This window comes from Pseudomonas sp. GW531-T4 (genome assembly GCF_017349615.1).
Lineage (GTDB): Bacteria > Pseudomonadota > Gammaproteobacteria > Pseudomonadales > Pseudomonadaceae > Aquipseudomonas > Aquipseudomonas chlororaphis_I.
In genome coordinates, this window is the sequence record NZ_JACMZT010000005.1 from 44,344 (window position 1) to 66,226 (window position 21,883).

Annotated in this window: 20 protein-coding genes; 9 read left to right on the forward strand and 11 right to left on the reverse strand. The window is 61.3% G+C overall.

Features of this window, described 5'->3' with window-relative positions:
* Positions 1-165: 165 nt before the first annotated feature.
* The 5 genes from J4D28_RS05420 to J4D28_RS05440 form a co-directional block, all read right to left on the reverse strand.
* Positions 166-1,254 (reverse strand): lipocalin-like domain-containing protein, encoded by a 1,089-nt coding sequence (locus tag J4D28_RS05420; RefSeq protein ID WP_103330820.1) that lies wholly within the window; start codon positions 1,252-1,254, stop codon positions 166-168.
* Entirely contained in the window at positions 1,244-3,760 is a 2,517-nt protein-coding gene (locus J4D28_RS05425) for an FtsX-like permease family protein (protein ID WP_177477864.1), read from the reverse strand. Before J4D28_RS05425 ends, J4D28_RS05420 begins: the two co-directional genes overlap by 11 nt.
* Positions 3,726-4,394: an ABC transporter ATP-binding protein gene (locus J4D28_RS05430; protein WP_103330821.1), complete on the reverse strand. Its 669-nt coding sequence runs from the start codon at positions 4,392-4,394 to the stop codon at positions 3,726-3,728. The genes J4D28_RS05425 and J4D28_RS05430 overlap by 35 nt, the downstream gene beginning before the upstream one ends.
* A 123-nt stretch (positions 4,395-4,517) precedes the next feature.
* A complete protein-coding gene (locus J4D28_RS05435; RefSeq protein ID WP_028682904.1) occupies positions 4,518-5,069 on the reverse strand; it encodes an arsinothricin resistance N-acetyltransferase ArsN1 family B in 552 nt (183 codons plus the stop codon).
* Positions 5,070-5,541: 472 nt separating this feature from the next.
* A complete protein-coding gene (locus tag J4D28_RS05440; protein ID WP_028682903.1) occupies positions 5,542-6,195 on the reverse strand; it encodes a peroxiredoxin in 654 nt (217 codons plus the stop codon).
* A gap of 425 nt (positions 6,196-6,620) precedes the next feature.
* Between J4D28_RS05440 and J4D28_RS05445 the strand changes: the two genes are divergently transcribed.
* A complete protein-coding gene (locus J4D28_RS05445; protein WP_028682902.1) occupies positions 6,621-7,169 on the forward strand; it encodes a YniB family protein in 549 nt (182 codons plus the stop codon).
* Positions 7,170-7,366: 197 nt separating this feature from the next.
* Here J4D28_RS05445 and J4D28_RS05450 read toward each other — a convergent pair whose 3' ends face one another.
* From J4D28_RS05450 to J4D28_RS05460, 3 genes are all read right to left on the reverse strand, one after another.
* Positions 7,367-7,777, reverse strand: a complete 411-nt coding sequence (locus tag J4D28_RS05450) for a hypothetical protein (protein ID WP_103330822.1) — start codon at positions 7,775-7,777, stop codon at positions 7,367-7,369.
* A gap of 134 nt (positions 7,778-7,911) precedes the next feature.
* Positions 7,912-8,421, reverse strand: a complete 510-nt coding sequence (locus J4D28_RS05455; RefSeq protein ID WP_103330823.1) for a hypothetical protein — start codon at positions 8,419-8,421, stop codon at positions 7,912-7,914.
* A gap of 336 nt (positions 8,422-8,757) precedes the next feature.
* A complete protein-coding gene (locus J4D28_RS05460) occupies positions 8,758-9,693 on the reverse strand; it encodes a hypothetical protein (protein WP_146043824.1) in 936 nt (311 codons plus the stop codon).
* 49 nt (positions 9,694-9,742) lie between these two features.
* Between J4D28_RS05460 and J4D28_RS05465 the strand changes: the two genes are divergently transcribed.
* From J4D28_RS05465 to J4D28_RS05490, 6 genes are all read left to right on the forward strand, one after another.
* On the forward strand, positions 9,743-10,615 hold the full coding sequence (locus J4D28_RS05465; RefSeq protein WP_103330825.1) for a DUF5677 domain-containing protein: 873 nt from the start codon (positions 9,743-9,745) through the stop codon (positions 10,613-10,615).
* A 531-nt stretch (positions 10,616-11,146) separates the two neighbouring features.
* Positions 11,147-11,428, forward strand: coding sequence for a hypothetical protein (locus J4D28_RS05470; RefSeq protein WP_103330826.1), 282 nt, complete (start codon positions 11,147-11,149; stop codon positions 11,426-11,428).
* A gap of 365 nt (positions 11,429-11,793) precedes the next feature.
* Positions 11,794-12,150 (forward strand): hypothetical protein, encoded by a 357-nt coding sequence (locus J4D28_RS05475; protein WP_103330827.1) that lies wholly within the window; start codon positions 11,794-11,796, stop codon positions 12,148-12,150.
* Positions 12,151-12,571: 421 nt separating this feature from the next.
* On the forward strand, positions 12,572-12,853 hold the full coding sequence (locus J4D28_RS05480; RefSeq protein WP_103330828.1) for a hypothetical protein: 282 nt from the start codon (positions 12,572-12,574) through the stop codon (positions 12,851-12,853).
* 377 nt (positions 12,854-13,230) lie between these two features.
* Positions 13,231-13,413: a type II toxin-antitoxin system HicA family toxin gene (locus J4D28_RS05485; protein ID WP_009048155.1), complete on the forward strand. Its 183-nt coding sequence runs from the start codon at positions 13,231-13,233 to the stop codon at positions 13,411-13,413.
* A gap of 35 nt (positions 13,414-13,448) precedes the next feature.
* Positions 13,449-13,850 carry a type II toxin-antitoxin system HicB family antitoxin gene (locus J4D28_RS05490; RefSeq protein ID WP_103330829.1) on the forward strand — a complete coding sequence of 134 codons (402 nt, stop codon included), beginning with the start codon at positions 13,449-13,451 and terminating at the stop codon, positions 13,848-13,850.
* 871 nt (positions 13,851-14,721) lie between these two features.
* Here J4D28_RS05490 and J4D28_RS05495 read toward each other — a convergent pair.
* The 3 genes from J4D28_RS05495 to J4D28_RS05505 all read right to left on the reverse strand — a co-directional run bounded on the left by J4D28_RS05495 (position 14,722) and on the right by J4D28_RS05505 (position 18,101).
* Positions 14,722-15,438, reverse strand: coding sequence for a hypothetical protein (locus tag J4D28_RS05495; protein WP_253219453.1), 717 nt, complete (start codon positions 15,436-15,438; stop codon positions 14,722-14,724).
* A 141-nt stretch (positions 15,439-15,579) separates the two neighbouring features.
* The gene (locus J4D28_RS05500; protein ID WP_053260452.1) at positions 15,580-16,215 is read right to left on the reverse strand and encodes a response regulator transcription factor; all 636 of its coding nucleotides are present in this window, start codon (positions 16,213-16,215) and stop codon (positions 15,580-15,582) included.
* Positions 16,212-18,101 carry a PAS domain S-box protein gene (locus J4D28_RS05505; RefSeq protein ID WP_103330831.1) on the reverse strand — a complete coding sequence of 630 codons (1,890 nt, stop codon included), beginning with the start codon at positions 18,099-18,101 and terminating at the stop codon, positions 16,212-16,214. The genes J4D28_RS05500 and J4D28_RS05505 overlap by 4 nt, the downstream gene beginning before the upstream one ends.
* Before the next feature lie 182 nt (positions 18,102-18,283).
* On the opposite strand from J4D28_RS05505, the gene J4D28_RS05510 reads away from it, so the two are divergent.
* Together J4D28_RS05510 and J4D28_RS05515 are read left to right on the forward strand one after the other, a co-directional pair.
* Positions 18,284-19,906 carry an acyl-CoA synthetase gene (locus tag J4D28_RS05510; protein ID WP_103330832.1) on the forward strand — a complete coding sequence of 541 codons (1,623 nt, stop codon included), beginning with the start codon at positions 18,284-18,286 and terminating at the stop codon, positions 19,904-19,906.
* 123 nt (positions 19,907-20,029) lie between these two features.
* A complete protein-coding gene (locus tag J4D28_RS05515; protein ID WP_053268618.1) occupies positions 20,030-21,802 on the forward strand; it encodes an acyl-CoA dehydrogenase C-terminal domain-containing protein in 1,773 nt (590 codons plus the stop codon).
* Positions 21,803-21,883: the final 81 nt, after the last annotated feature.

A 21,883-nucleotide genomic window follows, 5' to 3' on the forward strand; every position in this document is an offset into this window, starting at 1 on the left:
TCCGTCTTTGAGAAAAAAGATAAATGCTGCGCAGGGGAAAAGAATATTGAGTCGAAATCATGAATCGACACTTTATTAGTTCAACAAAAAACCACTCACAGTTTGACGCGAGAGATAAATGAATATTGGGTAAATAACTAATGACTGGTACTCACGAATACCTCGTTAATAACCGGTCATCTCCAGGTAACCGCTGCCGGAATGGCTGCCGCTCAACTGCACCGGGCCTTCCCAATAAGGAATGCGCAGGTTCATCCAGGCCTTGGGGTTGAGTGCCTCGGCATTGATATCCAGGCCGTGGCCGGGAATGCGCAGATGCCAGCGGGTGGGCAGCGTGCGCCCGGCCACCTTGGAGTCCGCCAGCGGGGTGAGCTGGATATCGTCCTTGTGCAGGGTCCGGGTGCGGCCGTTGGGCTCGATCCAGGTGCCGGTGATGTAGGGCGGCTTGTGGTTTTCCCGCACGCGGAACAGCATCAGCCGCTCGCCGCTGTCCAGGTGCAGGGAGAACCAGTCCCAGCCTCTCTGCCCGGCCGCCAGGGGCTGGCTGCTCCATTCGCGGTCGAGCCAGGCCGGGCCGCTGACCTGATAGGTCTGGCCGTCGATCTGCAGGCTGCCGCTCGCCTGGAAAAACGGCTGGCTGTAGTAATAGGAGGCCTGGCCCTGCTCGGACTTGCGGCTGTAGCCGCCCTCGCCCTGGAGCACCAGGGGCTTATCGCTGCGCAGCTGCAAGTGGTAGGCGAAACCCGGGCCGCTGGCCTGCAATTGCATGTGGGCCAGCGGGTCAGGATCGGCATCGGCGCCGGCGGACTGGCTGGTAAAACTCCAGTCGTCGATCCAGGCCTTGAACGGCTGCACCGTCACCCCGGCCTGCCCCACTCCGCCGCGGGCATAACGTTCGGCGGCGTGATGGCTGTTGGCCGAGGTGGCGGCGGCGTGACCGAGCCAGACATTGGGTGCCTGCCAGCCGGGCTGGTCGGGCTCGGCGCGCAAGGCGCTGCGAAACAACGTCCACTGCACGCCGAAGCGCTGGCCGTCGCTGGCCTTGAGGTCGGCGGTGAGGTACCACCACTCGATGCGAAAACCGTCATGCACGCCATGGTCCGCCGGGAAGCTGAACACCCGCCCCGGCACCACCTGGGTGAACGCCGCGGCGTCCTCGCCCAGGCCGGCGAAACCTTGCGCCGGCTCGTCGCCCTTATCGCAGCCGCACAGGGCTGACACCAGCAACAGGCCAAGCAGCCGTTCAATCTTCATGGGCGAAAGTCCTGAGCAGATCCGCCGGCTGGCTGCGATACAACCGCAGCAACGGCCAGGCCGACGCGAGCAAGGTGGCCAATATCGCCAGGGCCAGCAGTTGCACCAGTTGCAGCGGGAACACCCGCAACGGCAGGCGCCAGCCGAAGGCCTGGACGTTGATCACCGTGTCCAGGCACCAAGCCAGGGCGATGCCCAGCGGCAGCGCCAGGAGCAAGGTCAGCAGTGCCAGCAGCCAGGTCTGCCCGAGGTTGAGCAGCATCAGCTGGCGCCGGCTCACCCCCAGCGCCCACAGCGGCGCGAGCTGGCCGAGGCGGCTCTGGCTCTGGGTCAGCAGGCTGATAAACAGCGCCACGCCGGCCACCCCCAGGGTCAGGCTGTTGAGCGCGGCGGTGGCGGCGAAGGTGCGTTCGAATATCTGGCTCGACCAGCCCTTGAGCTGCGCCTGTTCGACGATGCGGCTGTCGTCGAGGCCAAAGCGCTGCTGCAAGGCGCTTACCAACGGCGCCACGGCGGACGGTTCGAGGCGCAGATTAAAGCGGTTGGGCGTCAGTTGCGGCCAGTGCGCCAGCAGGTGCTCGGCATTCACCAGCAGATGGCCCCTGGGGTTGCCGTAGTCGGCATAGATCGCCACCACTTGCGGCGCCCACTGCCCCACCGGCACGGGAATCTCCAGCCGATCGCCCAGGCGCACCTTGAGCCGGCGCGCGGTCTGTTCGCTGAGCATAAGCGTGTCGGCGCTGGCCAGTTGGGTCCAGGGCTGCTCGCCCAGGGCTTCGAGCAACGGCCAATGCTGACGGTAGCTGGCATGGTCGATCACCCCGTACAGGTCTGCCGGCCAGCCTTGCAGTTGCAGCGCCACCTGCCGGACGGGCAGCACCGCGGCAATGGCAGGTTGTTCCGGCAACCAGCCTTGCAGTTCCTGTGCCTGCGCCGGGGTCTGCGGATTGATGTACAGCTCGGCGCTCAGGCGTTGCTCGAGCCAGTCGTCGAAGGTCTGGCGAAAACCGGCGGTCATGCTGCCGGCGCCGATATTGGCGGCCAGGGCCAGCAGCAGCGCCATCAACGCCAGGCTCAGGGCCGGCAACTGCTGCCGGCAATCGGCGAGAAACCACTGCCCAAGCACCGAACGGCTGCGCCCGAGCAGCGCGCTGAGCAACCCGTTGAGCAACACCGGCAGCCCCAGGGCCGCCCCCAGCAGCAAGCCCGCCATCAGGACAAACCCGCTGCCCAGGCTGTCGCCCCAGATCCAGGCGGCGCCAGCCAGCGCCGCCAGGGCCGTCGCCACCCAGGCCTGACGCCGCAGCCAGCGCGCATAAGCCTGGTGCCAGGCCTGGGGATCGGCCAGCGCCAGCAATGGCAAACGCGCCGCCCGCAGCAAACTGTTGGCCCCCGCCAGCAAGGCGCCGAGCAAGCTCAGGCCAATGCCGCCGAACCACCACCAGGGGCTCAGGCTCAACTGCCCCGCCACTTCGGCGCCATACAGGCCGCGCAGGCTGGCGGCGACATCCGGCAACAGCACGCTGGCCAGCAGGTAGCCGCTGAGCACCCCGGCCAGGCCGCCGAGCAAGGCCAGGCCGCCCAGTTCGACACAGAGGCAGACCATCAGCATCCGCGCGCTGACCCCGCAGGCACGCAGGGTGCGCAGCAGACCGCGACGCTGTTCCAGGGCCAGGCCGATGGCCGCGTGCACGATAAACAGGCCGACCAGGAACGACAGGAACCCCAGGGCATCGAGGTTCAGGTGAAAACTCTCGGTCAGGCGCGCCAGATCGTTTTCCTCACTGCCGCGCTTGAGCACCAGCAGGCCCTTGAATGCATCGGGCAAGGCCGGCGCGCTGGCGGCGAAATCCGCCGGCAACAGCAGCCGTGAGAGCTGCTGCGGCAAGCCCAGCAGCGGCTGGGCAAAACCGATGTCCACCAGCAGCAGCCCCGGGGCCATGTCCGCCTGGCTGTGCAGCGGCGGCAGTGGCTGGCCGCTCGCGGTGGTCGGCCGATCGCCTTCGCGATAGCCGAGGTCTTGCAGGGTTTGCGGGGCGATCCAGGTACTGCCCGGCGGGCTGACGAATTCGACCATCCGCGCGGAATCCAGCACCTGGCCGGCGACCGCCGAACCGGCCGGCAACGACAGCGGCTCGATCCCCAGCAATTGCAGGCGCTGCTGCTCATGGCCCTTGAGCGTCAACCGGCCTTGCACCACCGGCGACACCGGCCAGCCGGCCCGGCGCAGGCCGACGAACGCCTCCTGGGAAAACGGCGCGCCATTGGCCGTGGCCAGGCTGGACTGGGGCGCGCCGCCGATCAACTGGCTGGCCTTGGCGTAACTGTCCCGCGCCTGACTGTTGAGCGCCTGCACCCCGGTCAACAGGCTGGTGGCCAGCCACAGCCCGGTCAGCACACTGAAAAACTGCACCGGGTGCCGCCGCCAATGGCTGAGCAGCGCCCGCAGGCTGTGCCAGAAAACCCGCACCTCAGTGCTCGCCCGCGCCGGCCAGACGCCCGCCATGCAACAGCGCGATCCGCCCCAGGCGACTGGCCACGCGCTGGCTGTGGGTGACCATCAACAGGCTGGTGGGGGTATCGGCCAATAGCTCCAGCAACAGCTGCAGCACGTCGTCGCTGGTGGCTTCGTCGAGGCTGCCGGTGGGTTCGTCGGCCAGCAGCAGCCGCGGTTTGCCGGCCAGGGCGCGGCCCAGGGCCACCCGCTGTTGCTGGCCGCCAGACAGTTGCTCCGGGTAGCGCCGCAACAGATCCCCCAGGCCCAGGCGCTCCACCAGTTGCGCCTGCCAGCGCTCATCGAAACGCCCGGCCAGCAGCGCCTGGAACCCCAGGTTGTCCTCCACCCGCAGGCTGCCGATCAGGTTGAACTGCTGGAACACCAGCCCGACCTCGGTCCGCCGCCAGTTGGCCAGCTGGTTTTCATTCATCCGCTCCAGTTGCTGATCGCCAATGCGGATGCTGCCGCGATCGACCTTGTCCAGGCCGGCGATCAAATGCAGCAAGGTGCTCTTGCCACTGCCCGACTCACCCATCAGCGCCAGGCTGCCGCCCTGCTCCAGGTGCAGATCGACACCCTGCAACACCGTCAACGGGCCCTGGGGCGTGGCGTAGCTTTTGCAGACGGCTTGTACATCGAGCATGGGCGGGCTCTGGCAGCGGAAGGAAGGCTCAAGGATAGCGCTTGTCAGAGCATGAGGGTTTGCGGTGCATCACTATGGCCTCTCAGCCCGCGCGCCCCGCTCCCGGGCTGACTTCATCCAGGCCTACAGTTCCACGTATCCTCTCGCCTCGCTGAACGCGACGATTTCTCTCGGCGGCGTCACGGTATTCAGCGGCTTGCGCCAGTAACCAACACCATGCCATTGCCCATGCTTGAAGCCCACTTCGGGATAGGTGCCGATATGGGTGAAGCCCAGTGCTTCATGAAGACCGACACTGGCGGCGTTGGGCTGGGCAATGCCGGCGTAAGCGGCATGGAAGCCTTGTTGCTCGAGGATCGGCAGGAGCCGCTGGTAGAGTGCGCGGCCAATGCCACGGCGGTGTGCCGCGGGGTCGATATAGACCGTGACATCCACCGACCAGCGATAAGCCTCCCTGGCGCGATGCTGACTGGCATAGGCATAACCAACGACCGCGCCGTCCAACTCCGCTACCAGATAGGGATAAGTCGCCAGTGTCGCCTCGATCCGCCCCGCCATCTCCTCGATCGTTGGCGGGATGAGCTCGAACGAGATGACCGTATCCGACACCATAGGCGCGTAGATTGCCTGAATGGCCGGAGCATCGGCCGGCGTCGCTATCCTGATCTTGCCCATCCTGTTTTCTCCTTGCCGTTGCTCGTCATATGCCGTGTGAGCTGGCGAATCTTATCGGTTTCAGATCCGATGCAGAGCATGGGGGCGGACAATCCAAAGCGACTTGCCTTGCACGAACCCAGGACGACGGAGCTATAGAAATCAGCAGCCGCCAGGACTCGGCCGAGCTTACTGCACCGGCCAAGCATTCATCAGCAACAAATTCTGCGCATGGTTCAGGCCAATACGCCGGTAGCGTTCATCGAGCATCTGCGTCAACAGATCCAGCCGCGCCCAGGGTTCAACCTGCGCTCAGCGGTGTCGAAGGCAAAACGGACTGTTCGAACCGCGGATGGGCAGTGGCTGCCCATCCTGGCTAAAAGCAACCCCATGGAAGTGACTGCGGCGCCGCGGCGGTTTGCCGGGTGAACCCTGTCCGGCGTCGCGTCATCCCCGCAGGCCAGCTCCATGAGCGAGCCCTTGTCGGTGGGCGTTACTTCGGTTGTTCCACGACCCGCAGATAGGGTTTCAGCGTCTTGAAGCCTTGCGGATATTTCTTCCTGGCGTCCTCGTCGGATACCGAGGTGGGAATAATCACGTCCTCGCCCGGGCGCCAGTTCACCGGGGTGGCGACGGTGTGCTTGGCATTCAGTTGCAGGGAATCGAGCAGGCGCAGCACTTCATCGAAGTTGCGCCCGGCGCTCATCGGGTAGATCAGCATGGCCTTGACCTTCTTGTCCGGGCCGATGATGAACACCGAACGCACGGTGGCGTTGTCCACGGCAGTGCGCGCGCCGCCGCTGGCATTGGGGTGGATCATGTCGTAGAGCTTGGCCACCACCAGGTTTTCGTCGCCGATCATCGGGTAGTTGACCGCATGCCCCTGGGTTTCCTGGATGTCGCCAATCCAGGCCTTATGGTCGCTGACCGGGTCGATACTGAGCCCGACGATCCTGGTGTTGCGCTTGTCGAATTCCGGCTTGAGCCTGGCCATATAACCGAGCTCGGTGGTGCACACCGGGGTGAAGTCCTTGGGGTGGGAGAACAGGATTGCCCACTTATCGCCGATCCACTCGTGGAAGTGCAGCGGACCTTCGGTCGTGTCGGCAGTGAAATCGGGTGCTTCGTCGCCAATGCGGATTGCCATGTTTGGTCTCCTTGCAGTGACTGGGAGGGGTAGCTGTGAGGGTGCCGACGGGGCGGCATTCGGGTATCTGGAACCTGTCGGCGCGAATCAGTATAGGAGACGCGCCAGGGCCGGGTGAGCGCAGACAAAAAAGCCCGGCAGTGTCGCACTGCCGGGCTTTGTAGGTTACTGCCCTGATCCAGATGCAGGTTACCCCCTGCAACACCGTCAACGAGCCCTGGGGCGTAGCGTTTAAAGACGTCTTGCACGTGCTGCATGGGTTGGCTCGTCCAGCCGAAGATGGGGCTCAAAAATTGCGCGTGTCGCAGGCGGGTCGGCTGAAACCTTCGAGGCCCTAAGGCAGCCCATGAACCAAGGCCGCCCCTATCGACCACGGGCGACGAACTATAGTATTGCGCCCCTTTTCTTCATCGCAGGACGCAAAGATGAATTACACCCAGGCCCAACTGAAATACCGGCTGTCCATCGCCGCAGGCGCATTGCTATTCACCGGCGCCTTGATCTCCACCGTGTTTTCCACCCTGAAAATGCTCCACTGGCGCATGAACAGCTACAGCGACGCCGCGGTGCTCCTCAACCGCCAGGTCAAGGACTTTGTGTCCATGGTCCACAACAACACCCGGCCCCTGGACTGGTTCTGGGACAACAGCCCGACCCCCGACTTCATCCACCTGAGCAACCCGCCCCACTGGAAATTCCTGGTGATCTACCTGCTGATTTTCGTCGGCGCAGCCCTGTTCACCTGGGGCCGGACCCTGATGCGCAAAGTCGAAGAAGTCGAACCGCTGATCCAGGCCAAGCTCAATGCCCCAGCAGAAGAAGGTGTCGCGGTCATGACGTTGCAGCAACTGGAGGAGTCGACTCCGGTGGAAGCCGTGCCGTCGTTCTTTTCGCAGGTTCGACTGCTTTGTGTGCTGCCGTTGGGGATAGGGGTGGTTTATCTTGGGGTGCTGTGGATGTTGCACATTCTGTAAGACTGGTGATGGGGGATTGAGTTCTCTGGGCTTGGTGATAGATGTCCGTGGGTTTCGCCAAATCACGGAGACCTTTTGAGAGCTTTTCTAATGTATGAAGGAGCAAACCACAAAGTGATCCACATGCTGCAATGATCACAGCCGGCAGCAAACGGTCAGATGCAGTCACTCAAAACATCTACTAAATGGGGGTCGATTCACTCAACGAATTTTTCATACGCACGTTTTTCACACAAAGCGTCCCATGTTTTCTGTGGAATCAATTTGCTTGCCCAGCCGTAGTACCCCCAAGTTTTGGCGATATCTTTCTGCCAGCAGGCATCGCACATTAACGAATGGAAATGAACGTCGTTATTCATAATGTCTTGATAAATAACATGCAGACTCTGCGGATTATTACAATAGCATTTGAATTTCTTGTCTCTTTTACGCTCATGAAGCGGCCCTACGAGCCGCTCATAAATTTTTGGATGGCACTTTTTAAGGCGTTGATTTACCGAATCCAGAATATCAGTTCGATCTTTATTAATAGCGTTGTCACGAAGATTCAGCAGGCTCTGCTCAGAGTCATATCGTCCCTGGTTGATTCTGGAAACAATGCCACTCATACATGACCTCCATTTGAACAGATACCCGTTAAGCTTTCCGTTTCATATTCAACAGACACCTAGCCAATCCAGACAGACGCTTCTACCTGCGACAGAATAATCGAACTGTGAACCGCCGCTACGACATAGGGCAGTCATGTGATCGCTCTCCAGCAGCGTCGATACCAGCGCTCGTTTGACTGACTCTCTCGCAGTTTTTTAAGATCCTCTGCAACCTGCATGGCTTGCTCAAGAAGCAAAGCGTTCTCTTCATAAACACTTGGATCACTGGTGCCTTGGTACAATTGCCCACCCTCCGAAACGTCTCTCACGACACTATCCGCAAGCTGGTAGAACCTGACAATGAGGGCCGCTTGTTCCGCGTCTAGGCAACCAATATTTTGAATGTTCCCAGCATAAACCCTGCAATAATGGTCAGCCACCGATATCCTATATTCCTCGGCCAGCCTCGACGGGTCGTTGCGATAAAGCTGGGCGCGCATTTTCAAGTCCTGCAAGAAGTGACGATGCCTAGTTATCTCCGTGAGCGCCATGATCTCCGAGTAAATAGCTCGACCAACAGTGCTGTGCTCCCGAGCCAGCTTCAGCCACCACGCAAGGATAGCCAATACGACAGGCAGTGAAAATTTAACTACTTCGTCCACGACGCCTCCTAGTTGCGAGAATTCCAAAAGGAAACCCTAAGAAATTCGTTGTCAGTATCTGTCAGTTTTCATTAAAGCTCATGCGGTAGCCCCTATTGGGGAAATATGAATCGCCCTTGCGATCGTAGACACATCGAGCGACCGCTATTGGCCGATTGCTGCCTTTGGCGAAGGTCAGGTTTGAGTGATTTTCTAATCCTCACGAGAGGCAGTAACCGGCCACCTTTGCTAAAGAGCATTCCAAAATGACTATATTAATCATAAGCGGGCCAGAACAATCTGTAGACTTACGAGTGTGTACCTCTTGTTAAGTGCCTGCTTGAATTAAAGCATGAATTACTTACTGTGATCGGTTGGCAATCGCATCATGATCGTGCCTGTTAGATATAAAAATGTTTGCTTTTTGAAACTACTTTCGATTAGCAAATAAGCATCATCTATACTCAAAAGAACGTGGACTTGTCCTTGGTATTGCTCGCTTTTGAAATCAATAACTTCTTCGGTCATTATCTTGTCAAATCTTAGCATGCCCGTGTAAAAGGAAAGCGCCACGGCCGAGCCAGCAAGTAAATAACTATAATCCCGTATTAGCGATCTTCTGAGGGCTACTCTTTTCCTATCTAAAATTCGTTGAACCTGGGTTGTTGGGCGAATTAGTATCCCGCATTTCAGTATTGCGGCTAAAGTTATGCCGCTTACCCACATCCATGTCATCTTACCAACAGTAGAGTAGTCAAATTTCAAGTACGAAAAATTTAACATAAAGCTGAATATAATAAAGAAAAATGTCCAATAAATGAGCTTCTCCGCCATATTGGTTTCTCTGTGCATTCTTCTCGCAGGTTTTTTTAGCCATCCCGGAAACTTTTTACTTGCCGCAAATGTTAAAGCTGCAAGGGGAGCAAGCACAGAGTAGTAGAACTGCGATATAGCGAAGGAGAACACTTTCGTGACCATGTAACAAAACGTTAGGTAGAACGTAAAGGTGGCAACAAAGTTTGTCAGAAACTTAAGCGATGCGATGGATACAATCTCGAAGGGTACCTCCATAAGAAACCCAATATAATGGACTGTGCCTAGTGAAAAAAATGCTAATAAGGCCTTGATCGCCGAGGCGATGGTAGTTTTGTCTTTTGGTAGTTTTGCCTGAGTCAGAATCTGTTTTAGCAAAGCGACATCTCGCTGATCAGCAGAGGGGGGCGGAAACTCCGACAGGTTAGTCCGCGTGCGTGGCGGGTAGCAAGGACGTTCGCCGGCGTCAGCAGATCCCACTTAACTGTTAAGCTCGAGTGCATCTGACGTTGCAAAAGGGATGATGTGAATGCAGTACCAGCGAGCGGAAGAGCTAGAAAGAGAGTTCAATATCCTGATTGGGTTGATGGCGGAGATGATCACAGCCCAGGCAGAACAACACGATCCGACAGTGAATAATCCAGCGTGGATGTTCAGTCAGCATGACTTAGCCAAGAAACTATTTCGGCACATGTGCTCGGCGCGCTCATTGCTGGAGCCCTCGCCATTTCGGAGTCAGACAGTTCCCCCGGGCAGTTTTATCGACCACTCGTCGATGGCGGTCCTGACTCGCTCTGCACTTGAAAACTACTTGGTAATGACGTGGCTTCTCAGCGGCGGTAATGAGTCTTTGCGAGAGTTCCGGCATAACGTGTGGGAGTATTGTGGCTGGAAAAAGCGGAGCAAGATGGCCGCGACTACGGATGATGCTCGGGTAGCTCGGCAGAGAGCGGTAGCAGATGCTGCAGCACTATGGCCGGTTATTCAGAGCTCGCCCCACTTCCAAAGCTATGCAGAGCCTCAGCAAGTTCGCCTTCGCAAAGGTAGTTGGGACGTAGGTTGGCATTGGAACGATTTAGCCGTAGATGCAGGATTACATAAGACCTATTTCACGTCGTACTACCCATTCCTTAGCGGCCATGTGCACAGCGATTTCATCGGAACGCTTCAGAGTGGCCAAGCGATCTCTTTAGGAGATCAGTACATGCTGGGATCAGCCAATCTACAGGTGATTCTGATGTTGATCGGCCATTTCGCGCACCACTATGCGAGCTTGTTTCCACCGGCTAAAAACGTGCTACTCAATGCAGGTGCCACACGCGAGATTGCGGAAAAGTGGAACATTCGCGCGGAAGATATGGATTTTCTCTACCAGCCAGATGAGTCGCCCTTATTTTCTTAGACACACTGACCGACTGCTTTTGGCCGTAAGCCGCCCCCTCACGAACAATTCTTTCGGCCAAAAACGGCCTCTCATATATACCCGTAAACCAAGTTTTATTCAGTTTCTAAGCTGCTGAGTTATAAACCTCATTCGTAGTAGAAAGCCTCGACTGGAGGTAGTCCGACGCAAACGAGTGTGCCAAGTCAGGGTAATTACTCACCCATCACTGTCGCTGCCAACTCTCCGACACAACCACTCAAACATCCCCACCAATGCACGGTTGCGCCGTTCAGGCGTCGCCCCTATAGTTCGCCCTCGCGGCAAAATCCGCGAACGACCTTGGCCGGTCGAATTACAACGACGCATCAGCGTCCAAAACACCATTGCAGACGCTTTTTTTGTGCCTGCGATTCTGTGTTATGGCGGCTGTGTGCGGGACACCTTCGGGTGTGCCGGTGTCGTTGTAAACCGGTCGGCCAACCCTCACACAGCTGCCACCCTCAATTTGCTTGGCCGCAAATGGTGGAAGCTCTACAACGAGTAACGACCATGGACGATCAATCGATTTCCCGCTTCACCCCCGTCGATACCCACGACGCCGACGCTCCCGTTTTCTACCTCGATAGCAACGCGCCCTTGAGCGATCTGGCGGCTTGCGCAGCCCATCGTTTCACCGTGGTGCGCGACCTGATGGACAGCCTATCCACGCTTAGCCTGAAAGATATTTCCGACTGCGATCTGACGCGGGTCACCCGAGGGGTGCATCTGCTCACCCGGGAGGGTTGCGCGGTGCTGGAGGTGATTCAGTGGCGCACGGCGCAGGAGCCCTGAGCGCTATTGAGCCTGGGAGGCTGTTTGTAGCCGCTGCCGAAGGCTGCGATCGGCTGCGTAGCAGGCGCACATCCGGCCTCCCGGATTTATCCGTTACACCGCGTGGCCGGGTTTGGCGGGCGCTTCGTCGGAGTGCCGCCCAGCCCGACCGCAGCCTTCGGCAGCACTACATGATTTTGGAAGCTGCCGGCCGGAACGATGTTAAGTTCACGAAAGGCAATAAAAAATGCTGATCATGGGCAAACTCGGGCGTTCTCGTGACCGCTGCGCTGGCGACTTATCAAATCCTGAATGCTGAGAACAAACAGCGTCGCAGGCGGCGTGGTCGCGGACTCGCTTGATGAGGAACTGGAGGAGTTTTCGCATTGGGACATTTTCTGACCGAGCCACAACTGACAGAAGTCAGAACCGCACTGTCTGAGCCATTCAACTATTTTCCGACCGATTACGACTACATCGCGCGACAGGTCAAAGGCGTCGATCCTGACGTGCTCTACGAAATCTTTTATTCAGAAGTGGCGCCCGTGTGCTTCTCCAACCTTGCAGCAGTCTTGCCCTCTGTCTGGACAGGCTTTGACCCCGACTGGCTCAGAGCCAGGATCGAGGAAAGGCTGGCGGCGCGGAAGCGTAATTGGTTACGCAGGCAGTTTGATAAGGCGCTGGTTCTATGGCTGAAGTACAACTACGACTACATGTGGAAGGAAATCTCTTGCAGGCTTTGAGGTTCGGTTATGAACTGACATTTGCGCATGATCGACAACAGAAATAAAAAAGGGTCGACACCAATAGGGGGCGTCAAATCAATGTGATTACGCCCCACCACCGTCCCTGATAACGCTCCGACACAACCACTCAAACATCCCCACCAATGCGCGGTTGCACCGTTCAAGCGGCGCCCCTATAGTTCGCCCTCGCGGCAAAATCCGCGAACGACCTTGGCCGGTCGAGCATAGGAACGCTTCAGCGTCCAAACACCATTGCAGGCGCTTTTTTTGTGCCTGCGATTTTGTGTCATGGCGGCTGTGCGTGGGACACCTTCGGGTGTGCCGGTGTCCTATGCCCGGTCGGCCAACCCGCGTACAGCTGCCACCCTTATTCGCTTGGCCGCGAAAGGTGGTTGCTCTATTCATAGGAGCTGCACCGATGATTGACCATCAAACTTCCCGCTTCACCCCCGTCGATACCCACGACGCCGACGCTCCCGTTTTCTACCTCGATAGCAACGCGCCCTTGAGCGATCTGGCGGCTAGCGCAGCCCATCGTTTCACCGTGGTGCGCGACCTGATGGACAGCCTGTCCACGCTTAACCTGAAAGATATTTCCGACTGCGATCTGACGCGGGTGACCCGAGGGGTGCATCTGCTGACCCGGGAAGGGTGTGCGGTGTTGGAGGTGATTCAGTGGCGCACGGCGCAGGAGCCCTGAGCGCTATTGAATGGTGTGTTCGGGCCGCGTTGCGGCCCCGACACTTGAGTCTCTGATCAAAGGCCACAGCACAGCCCTCACTGCCTGAAACGCTATTTGTAGCCGCTGCCGAAGGCTGCGATCGGGCTGGGCGGCACTCCGACGAAGCGCACGCCAAACCTAGCCATGCGGTGTAACAGGTAAAGCCGGGAGGCAGGATTTGCGTCTGCTGCGCAGCCGATCGCAGCCTTCGGCAGCGGCTACAGGGAGCGTCCATTCCATAGCGACGCGCCCTCTGAATGACACGCCCCGAAACATAACTCCAGACACACAATTCAACCTGCGCTATTATGCGCCTGGAGTTATAAAGCACCTCTCACCCCAATAAGGAGATGGAGGTGCAAAGCAGACAGTTGATCAAGGAGCTTGAAGCCGCAGGCTGGGTGCTGGAGCGCGTTACCGGCAGCCATCATCTGTTCAAGCATCCCTATCGGCCCGAGACCGTTCCGGTGCCTCACCCGAAGAAGGATCTGCCACGGGGGACGGTCAGGGCCATCCAGAAACTGGCCGGGCTGATATAGCCCTTTCAGCCTTCGCACCTTTTGAGGAGATCCCCGTGCAATATCCCATCTGCATCGAGTGGGGTGACGAGCACACTGCTACCGGCATCCAGATTCCTGATATTCCTGGGGCGGTAACCGCCGGCGACACCTTCGAGGCCGCGTACAGCGCCGCCATCGAGATCGCCCACGTCATGCTCGAAGAACTGGCCCGTGACGGGCAAGCCATTCCCCTGCCCTCGCCCACCGGCACGCACCGCGCCAACCCCGACTTCGAGGGGATGGGCTGGGGCATGCTGGATATCGACATCACGCCTTACCTGGGCAAAACCGAAAAGGTCAATGTGACCCTGCCGGGCTACGTGATTCAACGAATCGACCGCTTTGTACGGGAGCACAACATCAAGAGCCGGTCGTCTTTCCTGGCGGATGCGGCGATGGAAAAGCTGGGGCGTTAAGAACCGAGAAGCCCCCTACGCACAACCCCGGACGCGAGGCCGACCGGCAGGCCGCCCCGCGTTGCTTTGGCTTTTGATCTGAACGCTATGGTCCGAGATCAAAAAAATTTCGCCGAAACGGCTTGAGTTTCGACACGGTTGCTCGTTCCGGTGGGGCGGGTAGATCAAAATGCGCGCCCTGCCAGTCGGCGCTAAACCTGTAGCCGCTGCCGAGCCCTGGCGAGGCTGCGATAGGACCGAAGGTCCTCCAGCGGTCTCAAGATCCTGCGCCCGCTTCGCGGTCGATCGCAGCCTCGCTAGGGCTCGGCAGCGGCTACAGAGACTGCATTCTCAGCCAGGCCGGCCGGCAGGCCGCCTCGCGTTGCTTTCGCTTTTGATCTGAACGCCCCGTTAACCACGATGGCCGAACGCAGGTATTGAGCCGTGGGTAACCCGGCAGGGATGCCGGGTTAGCCGCCCCAGGCCATGGATGGCCTGTGGCGGCGGCCCACGGATCAATGCCTTCGTTCGGGCATGCCGAGCCTAGGCGAGGCACCGAGTGGTGGGGCAAAGCGTTTTGGTTACTTTGGACTGGGCCGGCTTCCGGATCTTCCAAAGTGACCCGCCGTAAGGGCGGAACCCTAAGTGGCCGTAACCGCAGGAATGGATATGTACACCGTCCAAGAAATGCAGTGCCAGAACAGACGCCATCGCGAGCAAGCTTCGCTCCTACAGAGGCCCACACCACCGCCATCGACCGTGACCGCAGGAATGGATATGTACACCGTCCAAGAAATGCGGCGCCAGAGCCGACGCCATCGCGAGCAAGCTTCGCTCCTACAGAAGCAGCCGTGGCCGCAGCAACGAATATGTGCCCAAGAAGATCGAGCCCCTACTGCACCGGCAAAAAATTCATCAGCAACAAGCTCTGCGCATAGTTCAACCCGATGCGCCGATAGCGCTCGTCAAGCATCTGAGTCAGCAGGTCGAGGCGCGCCACAATCTTCCCAAACTCCACAGCAAAACTCAGATTGCTGCCCTCCTCCGAAATCTCATTGGAAAACAGCAACAACTCCCCATTGGCCCCCTGCCGCTGACTGAGCATCCAGGTGGCCTTTTCAATATTGCGCGCAGCGTTACTGACAAACTGCGGATCGATAGTGTCGGTCATGAAAAACTCGGTGCGCCCGCCATGGGCAGTCACCAGCATGCTGCCGATCGCATAGATAAAGGCCCCAACCCGGTCGCCACGAAACTCCGGGCTCAAGGCATAACTCAGTGCCGCCAGGTCGCGACGGTTGCCCAGGGCCGGCAAGCCCTTCTGCTGCTCGATGGCCTGGCGGATATCCCGCGCGGCACTGGTGGCATCGGTATACCCCCACTCGCGCCACTGGTTGGGGTTGCGCAGGTAGAGCTTGTTCATCAGCAGGTACAGGCTTTGCAGGTTGTCGCGCATGCTCAGGGTGGCCATGCGGTCGACACTGGTCTGGAAGAACTCCTGGGGTTTGCCATTGCTGAACTGGTGGGCCATGTCACGCCCCTGCTGCTGGCTGCAGCCACTGGCGCAGACCATCAAGACAGCCGCCAGCCACAGTGGCTGGCGCAGCATACGCAGGCAAAACACGCGCAGAAAACAACGAGAAAGCGGATAAACCATCGGCACCGTTCTGGACTCTGGCCGCGCGGGGGATCGGCGCGGCCTGGCCCTGAATAGAACCGCAAAAACGCAAAAAGTGCGGTGGCCCGAGCCTCAGCGCAATTGCAGCGGGTCCACCAGCCCGACGGCGATGGCCATGCCCACCAGTTCCGGCAGGTGTTCGGCCTGCATGCGTTTCATCACCCGTGACCGATACAGGTCGATGGTCTTGACGCTGACCCCCAGCTGCTCGGCGATCTCGCGATTGCTGTAGCCCTGCACCAATGGCAGCAACACGTCCTTCTCCCGCGGCGTAAGACTCTCCAGGCGCGCTTCGACCCGGGCCTGCCCGGCGTTGCGGCTGTGGCGGTCGTCGGCGCGGCTCAGGGCCTGCTGCACACTGTCCAGCAGCAGCTGTTCGTTGTAGGGCTTCTCGATGAAGTCCACGGCGCCGGCCTTGAACGCCCGCACCACGATGGGCACATCGGCATGGCCGCTGACAAAGATCAGCGGCAGGTGGATATCCCGCTGGCGCAGCTCTTCCTGGACATTCAGCCCGCCCATGCCGGGCATGCGCACATCCAGCAGCACGCAGGCGTCGAGGCTCGGGTCGCAGTGTTCGAGAAACTCCCGGCCACTGGTGAAGGGCACGGCCTTGAGGCCCACCGACTCCAGCAGCCAGACGGTGGAGTCGAGCATGCCCGGGTCGTCGTCGACCACATACACCAGCTGCTGCGCCGCACTCGTCATTGCCTTGCTCCTGTTGTCGGTTGGGTGGGTGAATCGGCTTGCGCCGGGGCCGTCGCCGGCAAGTGGCAGCACATCTTCAAGCCGCGGCTCTGGGGCTGGGCCTGCAAGTCGCCGCCGAAGCCTTCGACGATGCTGCGGCTCATGGACAGCCCGAGCCCCAGGCCGTTGGCCTTGCTGGTGTAGAACGGGGTGAACAGCTGCGCCAGCTGCTCGGCGGAGACGCCCGGGCCCTGGTCGCTGACGCTGACCTCGACCCCGCCTTCGCCACTGGCCTGGGCGCCGAGGACGATCTGCGAGCCCTGCTGCGGATGCACCTCGCGATTGGCCTCGATGGCGTTGCGCAACAGATTCAACAGGACCTGCTCGAGCAAGATCCGGTCGGCGTACACCGGCGGCAGATTATCCGCCAGGCGCAGCTCGATCGTCACCTGGCAGGCCTGCGCTTCCCAGGCGCACAGGCGCACCGTTTCCCGGGCCACCTCGGCGAGGTCCAGGGCCTGGACCCGGCGCCCGCCCTTGCGCAAAAAGGCCCGCAGGCGCTTGATCACTTCGGCGGCGTGGGTGGCCTGTTCGGCGATCCGCTCCAGGCCCTGGGCGACCTTTTGCACAGCCTGGGGTTGAGTATCCAAGGCTTGCAGATAGCGCTGGCTGGCGTTGGCATAATTGACCACCGCCGCCAGCGGCTGATTGATCTCATGGGCGATGCCCGAGGCCAGTTCGCCCAGGGTCACCAGGCGCGCGGTGTGGGCCAGTTCGTCCTGGTGATGGCGCTGCTGGGCCTCGCGCAATTCCCGTTCGCTCTGGTCGTGGGCCACCAGGGAATAGAAGCGCTCGCCACTGGCCGCGCGATGGGCCAGCAGCATCAGCGACACCGGCACCGACGCGCCGCCGGCCGGCGGTTGCAGGCGCGCCTCGATGCTCCAGCGGCCTGTGTGTTCGGCGCGGTGCCAGCCTTCGCGTTGCAGGCTGTGCAGCACCTCCGGGGTGAGGATGCTTGCCAGGTCCGGCATCGACTGCCCGGCCTCCAGGCCCAGGGTGCGCCGGGCCGCCGGGTTGAGGTAGGTCACCGCGCCGCCCGGCTGGATGAACAGCACCGGGTCGGGGTTGGCCTCCACCACTTCCGCCAGGCGCCGCTTGTTCTCTTCGGCCTGGACCCGGGAGGTGATGTCCCGGGACACCGCCACCACTTCCACCACCGCCCCGGTGTAGGTTTCGCGGATCGCCCGGCAGGCGGTCTCGAACCACAGGTAATGGCCGTCGCGATGGCGGATGCGAAAGGTCATGGTGTGGTAGCCGTCCTGCTCCAGGGCGTCCCGGGTGCGCTGCGTCAGCCCGGCCAGGTCCTGGCTGTGGAACAGGCTGCGGGCCAGGCGCCCGCGCAGCTCTTCGGGCCAGTAGCCGAGCAGGGTCCAGGAGGCCGGCGAGGCGTCGAGAAAGGTGCCGTCCGGGGTATGCCGGGAAATCAGGTCGGTGGTGTTCTCGGTGATCAGCCGGTACAGGCGCCGGGCCGTGGCCGACTCGCGCTCGGCGAGGATCTGCGCCGTGGCTTCGCGGCAACGGGCCAGGACCCGTTGCCGGTGCGGGTCGGGGATAAAGCTCCAGAGCAGCACCCGCTCGCCCCACTGGGCCTCGACCTCTTCGATGGCCCGCTGCTGCTCCAGGCACGCACGGACCAGGGCCGGGTGATTGACCGGCAGCAGCGCCGCGACCTCGCTCGACGCCTCGGCATCCAGCCATTGCCGGAGCGCCGGATTCAGGTCCAGCGGCCGCGCCTCGGCGTCGAGCAACAGGCTGGGTTGCGGGTCATGGCCGAGCCAGGGCGAATCCGGCAGCCGGCCTTCACGCTGCAGGTGCAGCCAGCGGCTCAAGTGGGTGGAGGTGGGCATTGTCGATAAACCTGCGGGCTGGATCAGCGAATTATTAATATAGTAGAAATACTATACAACTCAGGTAGTACTTCCATATCCATTGCCAAGCAGTATATAAAAGCCTCCGGATAAGTCACCGAGCGCCGTTAAAAACGGTCTCGGCCAATAGAGCTAACAATCAGCCACCGGGTACCCGAACCATGTCCATCTACGAGCAAGGCCTCGCGCCGACGGCCGTCAACCATATCGCCCTGTCCCCTTTGAGCTTCATCGAGCGCACCGCCGCCGTTTACCCCGATTACCCGGCGGTGATCCACGGTTCGATCCGCCGCACCTGGGCCCAGACCTACAGCCGCTGCCGGCGCCTGGCCTCGGCCCTGGCCGGGCGCGGGATCGGCAAGAACGACACGGTGGCGGTGATGCTGCCGAATATCCCGGCCATGCTCGAAGCCCACTTCGGCGTGCCGATGATCGGCGCCGTGCTCAATGCCCTCAACGTGCGCCTGGACGCCGAGGCCATCGCCTTCATGCTGGCCCATGGCGAGGCCAAGGTGCTGATCGCCGACCGTGAGTTCCATGAGGTGATCCACGCCGCCGTCGCCATGCTCGACCAGCCTCCGCTGGTGATCGACCTCGACGACCCCGAGTACGGCGAGGGCCAGCCGGTCAGCGAGCTGGACTACGAGGCCTTCCTCGCCGAGGGCGACCCGGCATTCGCCTGGCAGTGGCCGGATGACGAATGGCAGGCCATCGCCCTGAACTACACCTCAGGCACCACCGGCAACCCCAAGGGCGTGGTCTATCACCACCGCGGCGCCTACCTCAACGCCCTGGGCAACCAGATGACCTGGGCCATGGGCAACCACCCGGTGTACCTGTGGACCCTGCCGATGTTCCACTGCAACGGCTGGTGCTACCCCTGGACCGTCACCGCCCTGGCCGGGGTGCATGTGTTCCTGCGCCGGGTCGACCCGCAGAAGATCCTCAACCTGATCCGCGAGCACCAGGTCACGCACCTGTGCGGCGCGCCCATCGTGCTCAATGCCCTGGTGAACATGCCGGACTCGGCCAAGGCGGCCATCGACCACCCGGTCAATGCCATGGTCGCCGGGGCCGCGCCACCGGCCAAGGTGATAGGCGCGGTGGAGGAAATGGGCATCAAGGTGACCCACGTCTACGGCCTGACCGAGGTCTACGGCCCGGTGACCCTGTGCGCCTGGCACGCCGCCTGGGACGAGTTGCCCCTGGAACAGCGGGCGCAGATCAAGTCGCGCCAGGGCGTGCGTTACCCGACCCTGGAAGGGGTGATGGTGGCCGCCCCGAAAACCCTCGAACCCACGCCCCGCGACGGCCAGACCATCGGCGAGATCTTCATGCGCGGCAACACGGTGATGAAGGGCTACCTGAAGAACCCCAGCGCCACCGCCGAGGCCTTCGAGGGCGGCTGGTTCCACACCGGCGACCTGGGGGTGACCCACCCGGACGGTTATGTGGAGATCCGCGACCGGCTCAAGGACATCATCATTTCCGGTGGCGAGAACATCTCCACCATCGAACTGGAGGGCGTGCTGTATCGCCACCCGGCGGTGCTGGAAGCCGCGGTGGTGGCGCGGCCCGACGAGAAATGGGGCGAGACGCCCTGCGCCTTCATCACCCTCAAGGCCGACCACCAGCAGGTCAGCGAGGCGCAGATCATCGCCTTCTGTCGGGAACACCTGGCGGGCTTCAAGGTGCCGCGCACCGTGGTGTTCAGCCAACTGCCCAAGACCTCCACCGGCAAGATCCAGAAGTTCGTCCTGCGCGACATGGCGAAAAACCTCTAGTTTGAATAGACAGAAACCCCGCGCACGTCGTTGTCCTGCTGGGAGTCGGCACGGCGGGGTCTAGCCTTTTTGAATCACCCGGCCCCGGCCGTTCAACCTCCACTTTTGCCCGAGGTTCCTGCAATGCCCGAATTCAACGCTCCCCTGCGCGACATGCGCTTTGTCCTGCATGAAGTGTTCAACGCGCCCAAACTCTGGGCCCGGCTGCCGGCCCTGGCGGAGACGGTGGATGCCGATACCGCCGATGCGATTCTCGAAGAGGCGGCCAAGGTCACCGGCCAGCTGATCGCCCCGCTCAACCGCAGCGGCGATGAGGAAGGCGCTACCTGGGACAACGGCCAGGTGCGCACCCCCGCCGGTTTCAAGGAGGCCTACGGCACCTATATCCAGGGTGGCTGGGTCGGCCTGAGCGGCAACCCGGCCTACGGCGGCATGGGCATGCCGAAGATGCTCGCGGTGCAGTTCGAAGAGATGCTCTACGCCGCCAATTCCAGCTTTGCCCTGTATTCGGCCCTGAGCTCCGGCGCCTGCCTGGCCATCGACGCCCACGCCAGCGAGGCACTCAAGGCGCTGTACCTGCCGCCCATGTACGAAGGTCGCTGGGCCGGTTCCATGTGCCTGACCGAGGCCCATGCCGGCACCGACCTGGGGATCATCCGCACCCGCGCCGAACCCCAGGCCGACGGCAGCTACCGGATCAGCGGCAGCAAGATCTTCATCACCGGCGGCGAGCAGGACCTGACCGAAAACATCATCCACCTGGTCCTGGCCAAGCTGCCGGACGCCCCGGCCGGGCCCAAGGGCATCTCGCTGTTCCTGGTGCCGAAGATCCAGGTCGACGCCCAGGGCAACCTGGGCCAGGCCAACGCGGTGAGCTGCGGTTCCATCGAACACAAGATGGGGATCAAGGCCTCGGCCACCTGCGTGCTGAACTTCGACGGCGCCACCGGCTGGCTGATCGGCGAGGCCAACAAGGGCCTGGCGGCGATGTTCACCATGATGAACTACGAGCGCCTGTCGATCGGCATACAGGGCATCGGCTGCGCCGAGAACGCCTACCAGAACGCCCGCACCTACGCCCGCGAGCGCATCCAGAGCCGCTCGCCCGCAGGCCCGGTGGCCAAGGACAAGATCGCCGATCCGATCATCGTCCACCCCGATGTGCGGCGCATGCTGCTGTCCATGAAAGCCATGACCGAGGGCGGCCGTGCCTTCGCCAGCTACGTCGGCCAGCAACTGGACCTGGCCAAGTTCGCCGACCAGCCCCATGAGCGGCACAACGCCGAGGCCCTGGTGGCGCTGCTGACCCCGGTGGCCAAGGCGTTCTTCACCGACACCGGGCTGGACAGTTGCATCCTCGGCCAGCAGGTCTTCGGCGGCCACGGCTATATCCGCGAATGGGGCCAGGAACAGCTGGTGCGGGATGTGCGCATCGCGCAGATCTACGAGGGCACCAACGGCATCCAGGCCCTCGACCTGCTGGGCCGCAAAGTGGTGGGCAACGGCGGCGTGGCCCTGCGCCTGTTCACCGGCGAGATCCGCGACTACGCCTACCTGCCCGGCGCCGCCTACGCCGCCGAATTGCTGGACGCCGTGCAGCGCCTGGAAGACCTCAGCGACTGGCTGCGCGAACAGGCGGTGCAGAACCCCAACGCGGTGGGCAGCGCCTGCGTCGAGTACCTGCACCTGTTCGGCTACGTGGCCTACGCCTACCTGTGGGCGCGCATGGCCCAGGTGGCCGAGCACAAGCACGCCGAGGACGAAAGTTTCTACGGCGCCAAGCTGGCCACGGCGCGCTTCTACTTCAGCCGCCTGCTGCCGCGCATCCTCAGCCTGGAGCAGAGCATCCGCGCCGGCAGTTCCTCGCTGTTCGGCCTGGAAGCGGAGCAGTTCTAACCCCCTCGGGCGGGGCCTCCGTGCCCCGCCCTGCTGCACGGCGGCTGATGCAAAACCGGCGGTGGCCTTGCATACTGCGCG

What these genes read in the sequence shown, in the direction of transcription:
- J4D28_RS05420 (WP_103330820.1), bottom strand. Translation starts at nt 1,254, where the DNA reads ATGAAGATTGAACGGCTGCTTGGCCTGTTGCTGGTGTCAGCCCTGTGC.
- J4D28_RS05425 (WP_177477864.1), bottom strand. Translation starts at nt 3,760, where the DNA reads ATGGCGGGCGTCTGGCCGGCGCGGGCGAGCACTGAGGTGCGGGTTTTC.
- J4D28_RS05430 (WP_103330821.1), bottom strand. Translation starts at nt 4,394, where the DNA reads ATGCTCGATGTACAAGCCGTCTGCAAAAGCTACGCCACGCCCCAGGGC.
- J4D28_RS05435 (WP_028682904.1), bottom strand. Translation starts at nt 5,069, where the DNA reads ATGGGCAAGATCAGGATAGCGACGCCGGCCGATGCTCCGGCCATTCAG.
- J4D28_RS05440 (WP_028682903.1), bottom strand. Translation starts at nt 6,195, where the DNA reads ATGGCAATCCGCATTGGCGACGAAGCACCCGATTTCACTGCCGACACG.
- J4D28_RS05445 (WP_028682902.1), top strand. Translation starts at nt 6,621, where the DNA reads ATGAATTACACCCAGGCCCAACTGAAATACCGGCTGTCCATCGCCGCA.
- J4D28_RS05450 (WP_103330822.1), bottom strand. Translation starts at nt 7,777, where the DNA reads ATGAGTGGCATTGTTTCCAGAATCAACCAGGGACGATATGACTCTGAG.
- J4D28_RS05465 (WP_103330825.1), top strand. Translation starts at nt 9,743, where the DNA reads ATGCAGTACCAGCGAGCGGAAGAGCTAGAAAGAGAGTTCAATATCCTG.
- J4D28_RS05470 (WP_103330826.1), top strand. Translation starts at nt 11,147, where the DNA reads ATGGACGATCAATCGATTTCCCGCTTCACCCCCGTCGATACCCACGAC.
- J4D28_RS05480 (WP_103330828.1), top strand. Translation starts at nt 12,572, where the DNA reads ATGATTGACCATCAAACTTCCCGCTTCACCCCCGTCGATACCCACGAC.
- J4D28_RS05495 (WP_253219453.1), bottom strand. Translation starts at nt 15,438, where the DNA reads ATGCTGCGCCAGCCACTGTGGCTGGCGGCTGTCTTGATGGTCTGCGCC.
- J4D28_RS05500 (WP_053260452.1), bottom strand. Translation starts at nt 16,215, where the DNA reads ATGACGAGTGCGGCGCAGCAGCTGGTGTATGTGGTCGACGACGACCCG.
- J4D28_RS05505 (WP_103330831.1), bottom strand. Translation starts at nt 18,101, where the DNA reads ATGCCCACCTCCACCCACTTGAGCCGCTGGCTGCACCTGCAGCGTGAA.
- J4D28_RS05510 (WP_103330832.1), top strand. Translation starts at nt 18,284, where the DNA reads ATGTCCATCTACGAGCAAGGCCTCGCGCCGACGGCCGTCAACCATATC.
- J4D28_RS05515 (WP_053268618.1), top strand. Translation starts at nt 20,030, where the DNA reads ATGCCCGAATTCAACGCTCCCCTGCGCGACATGCGCTTTGTCCTGCAT.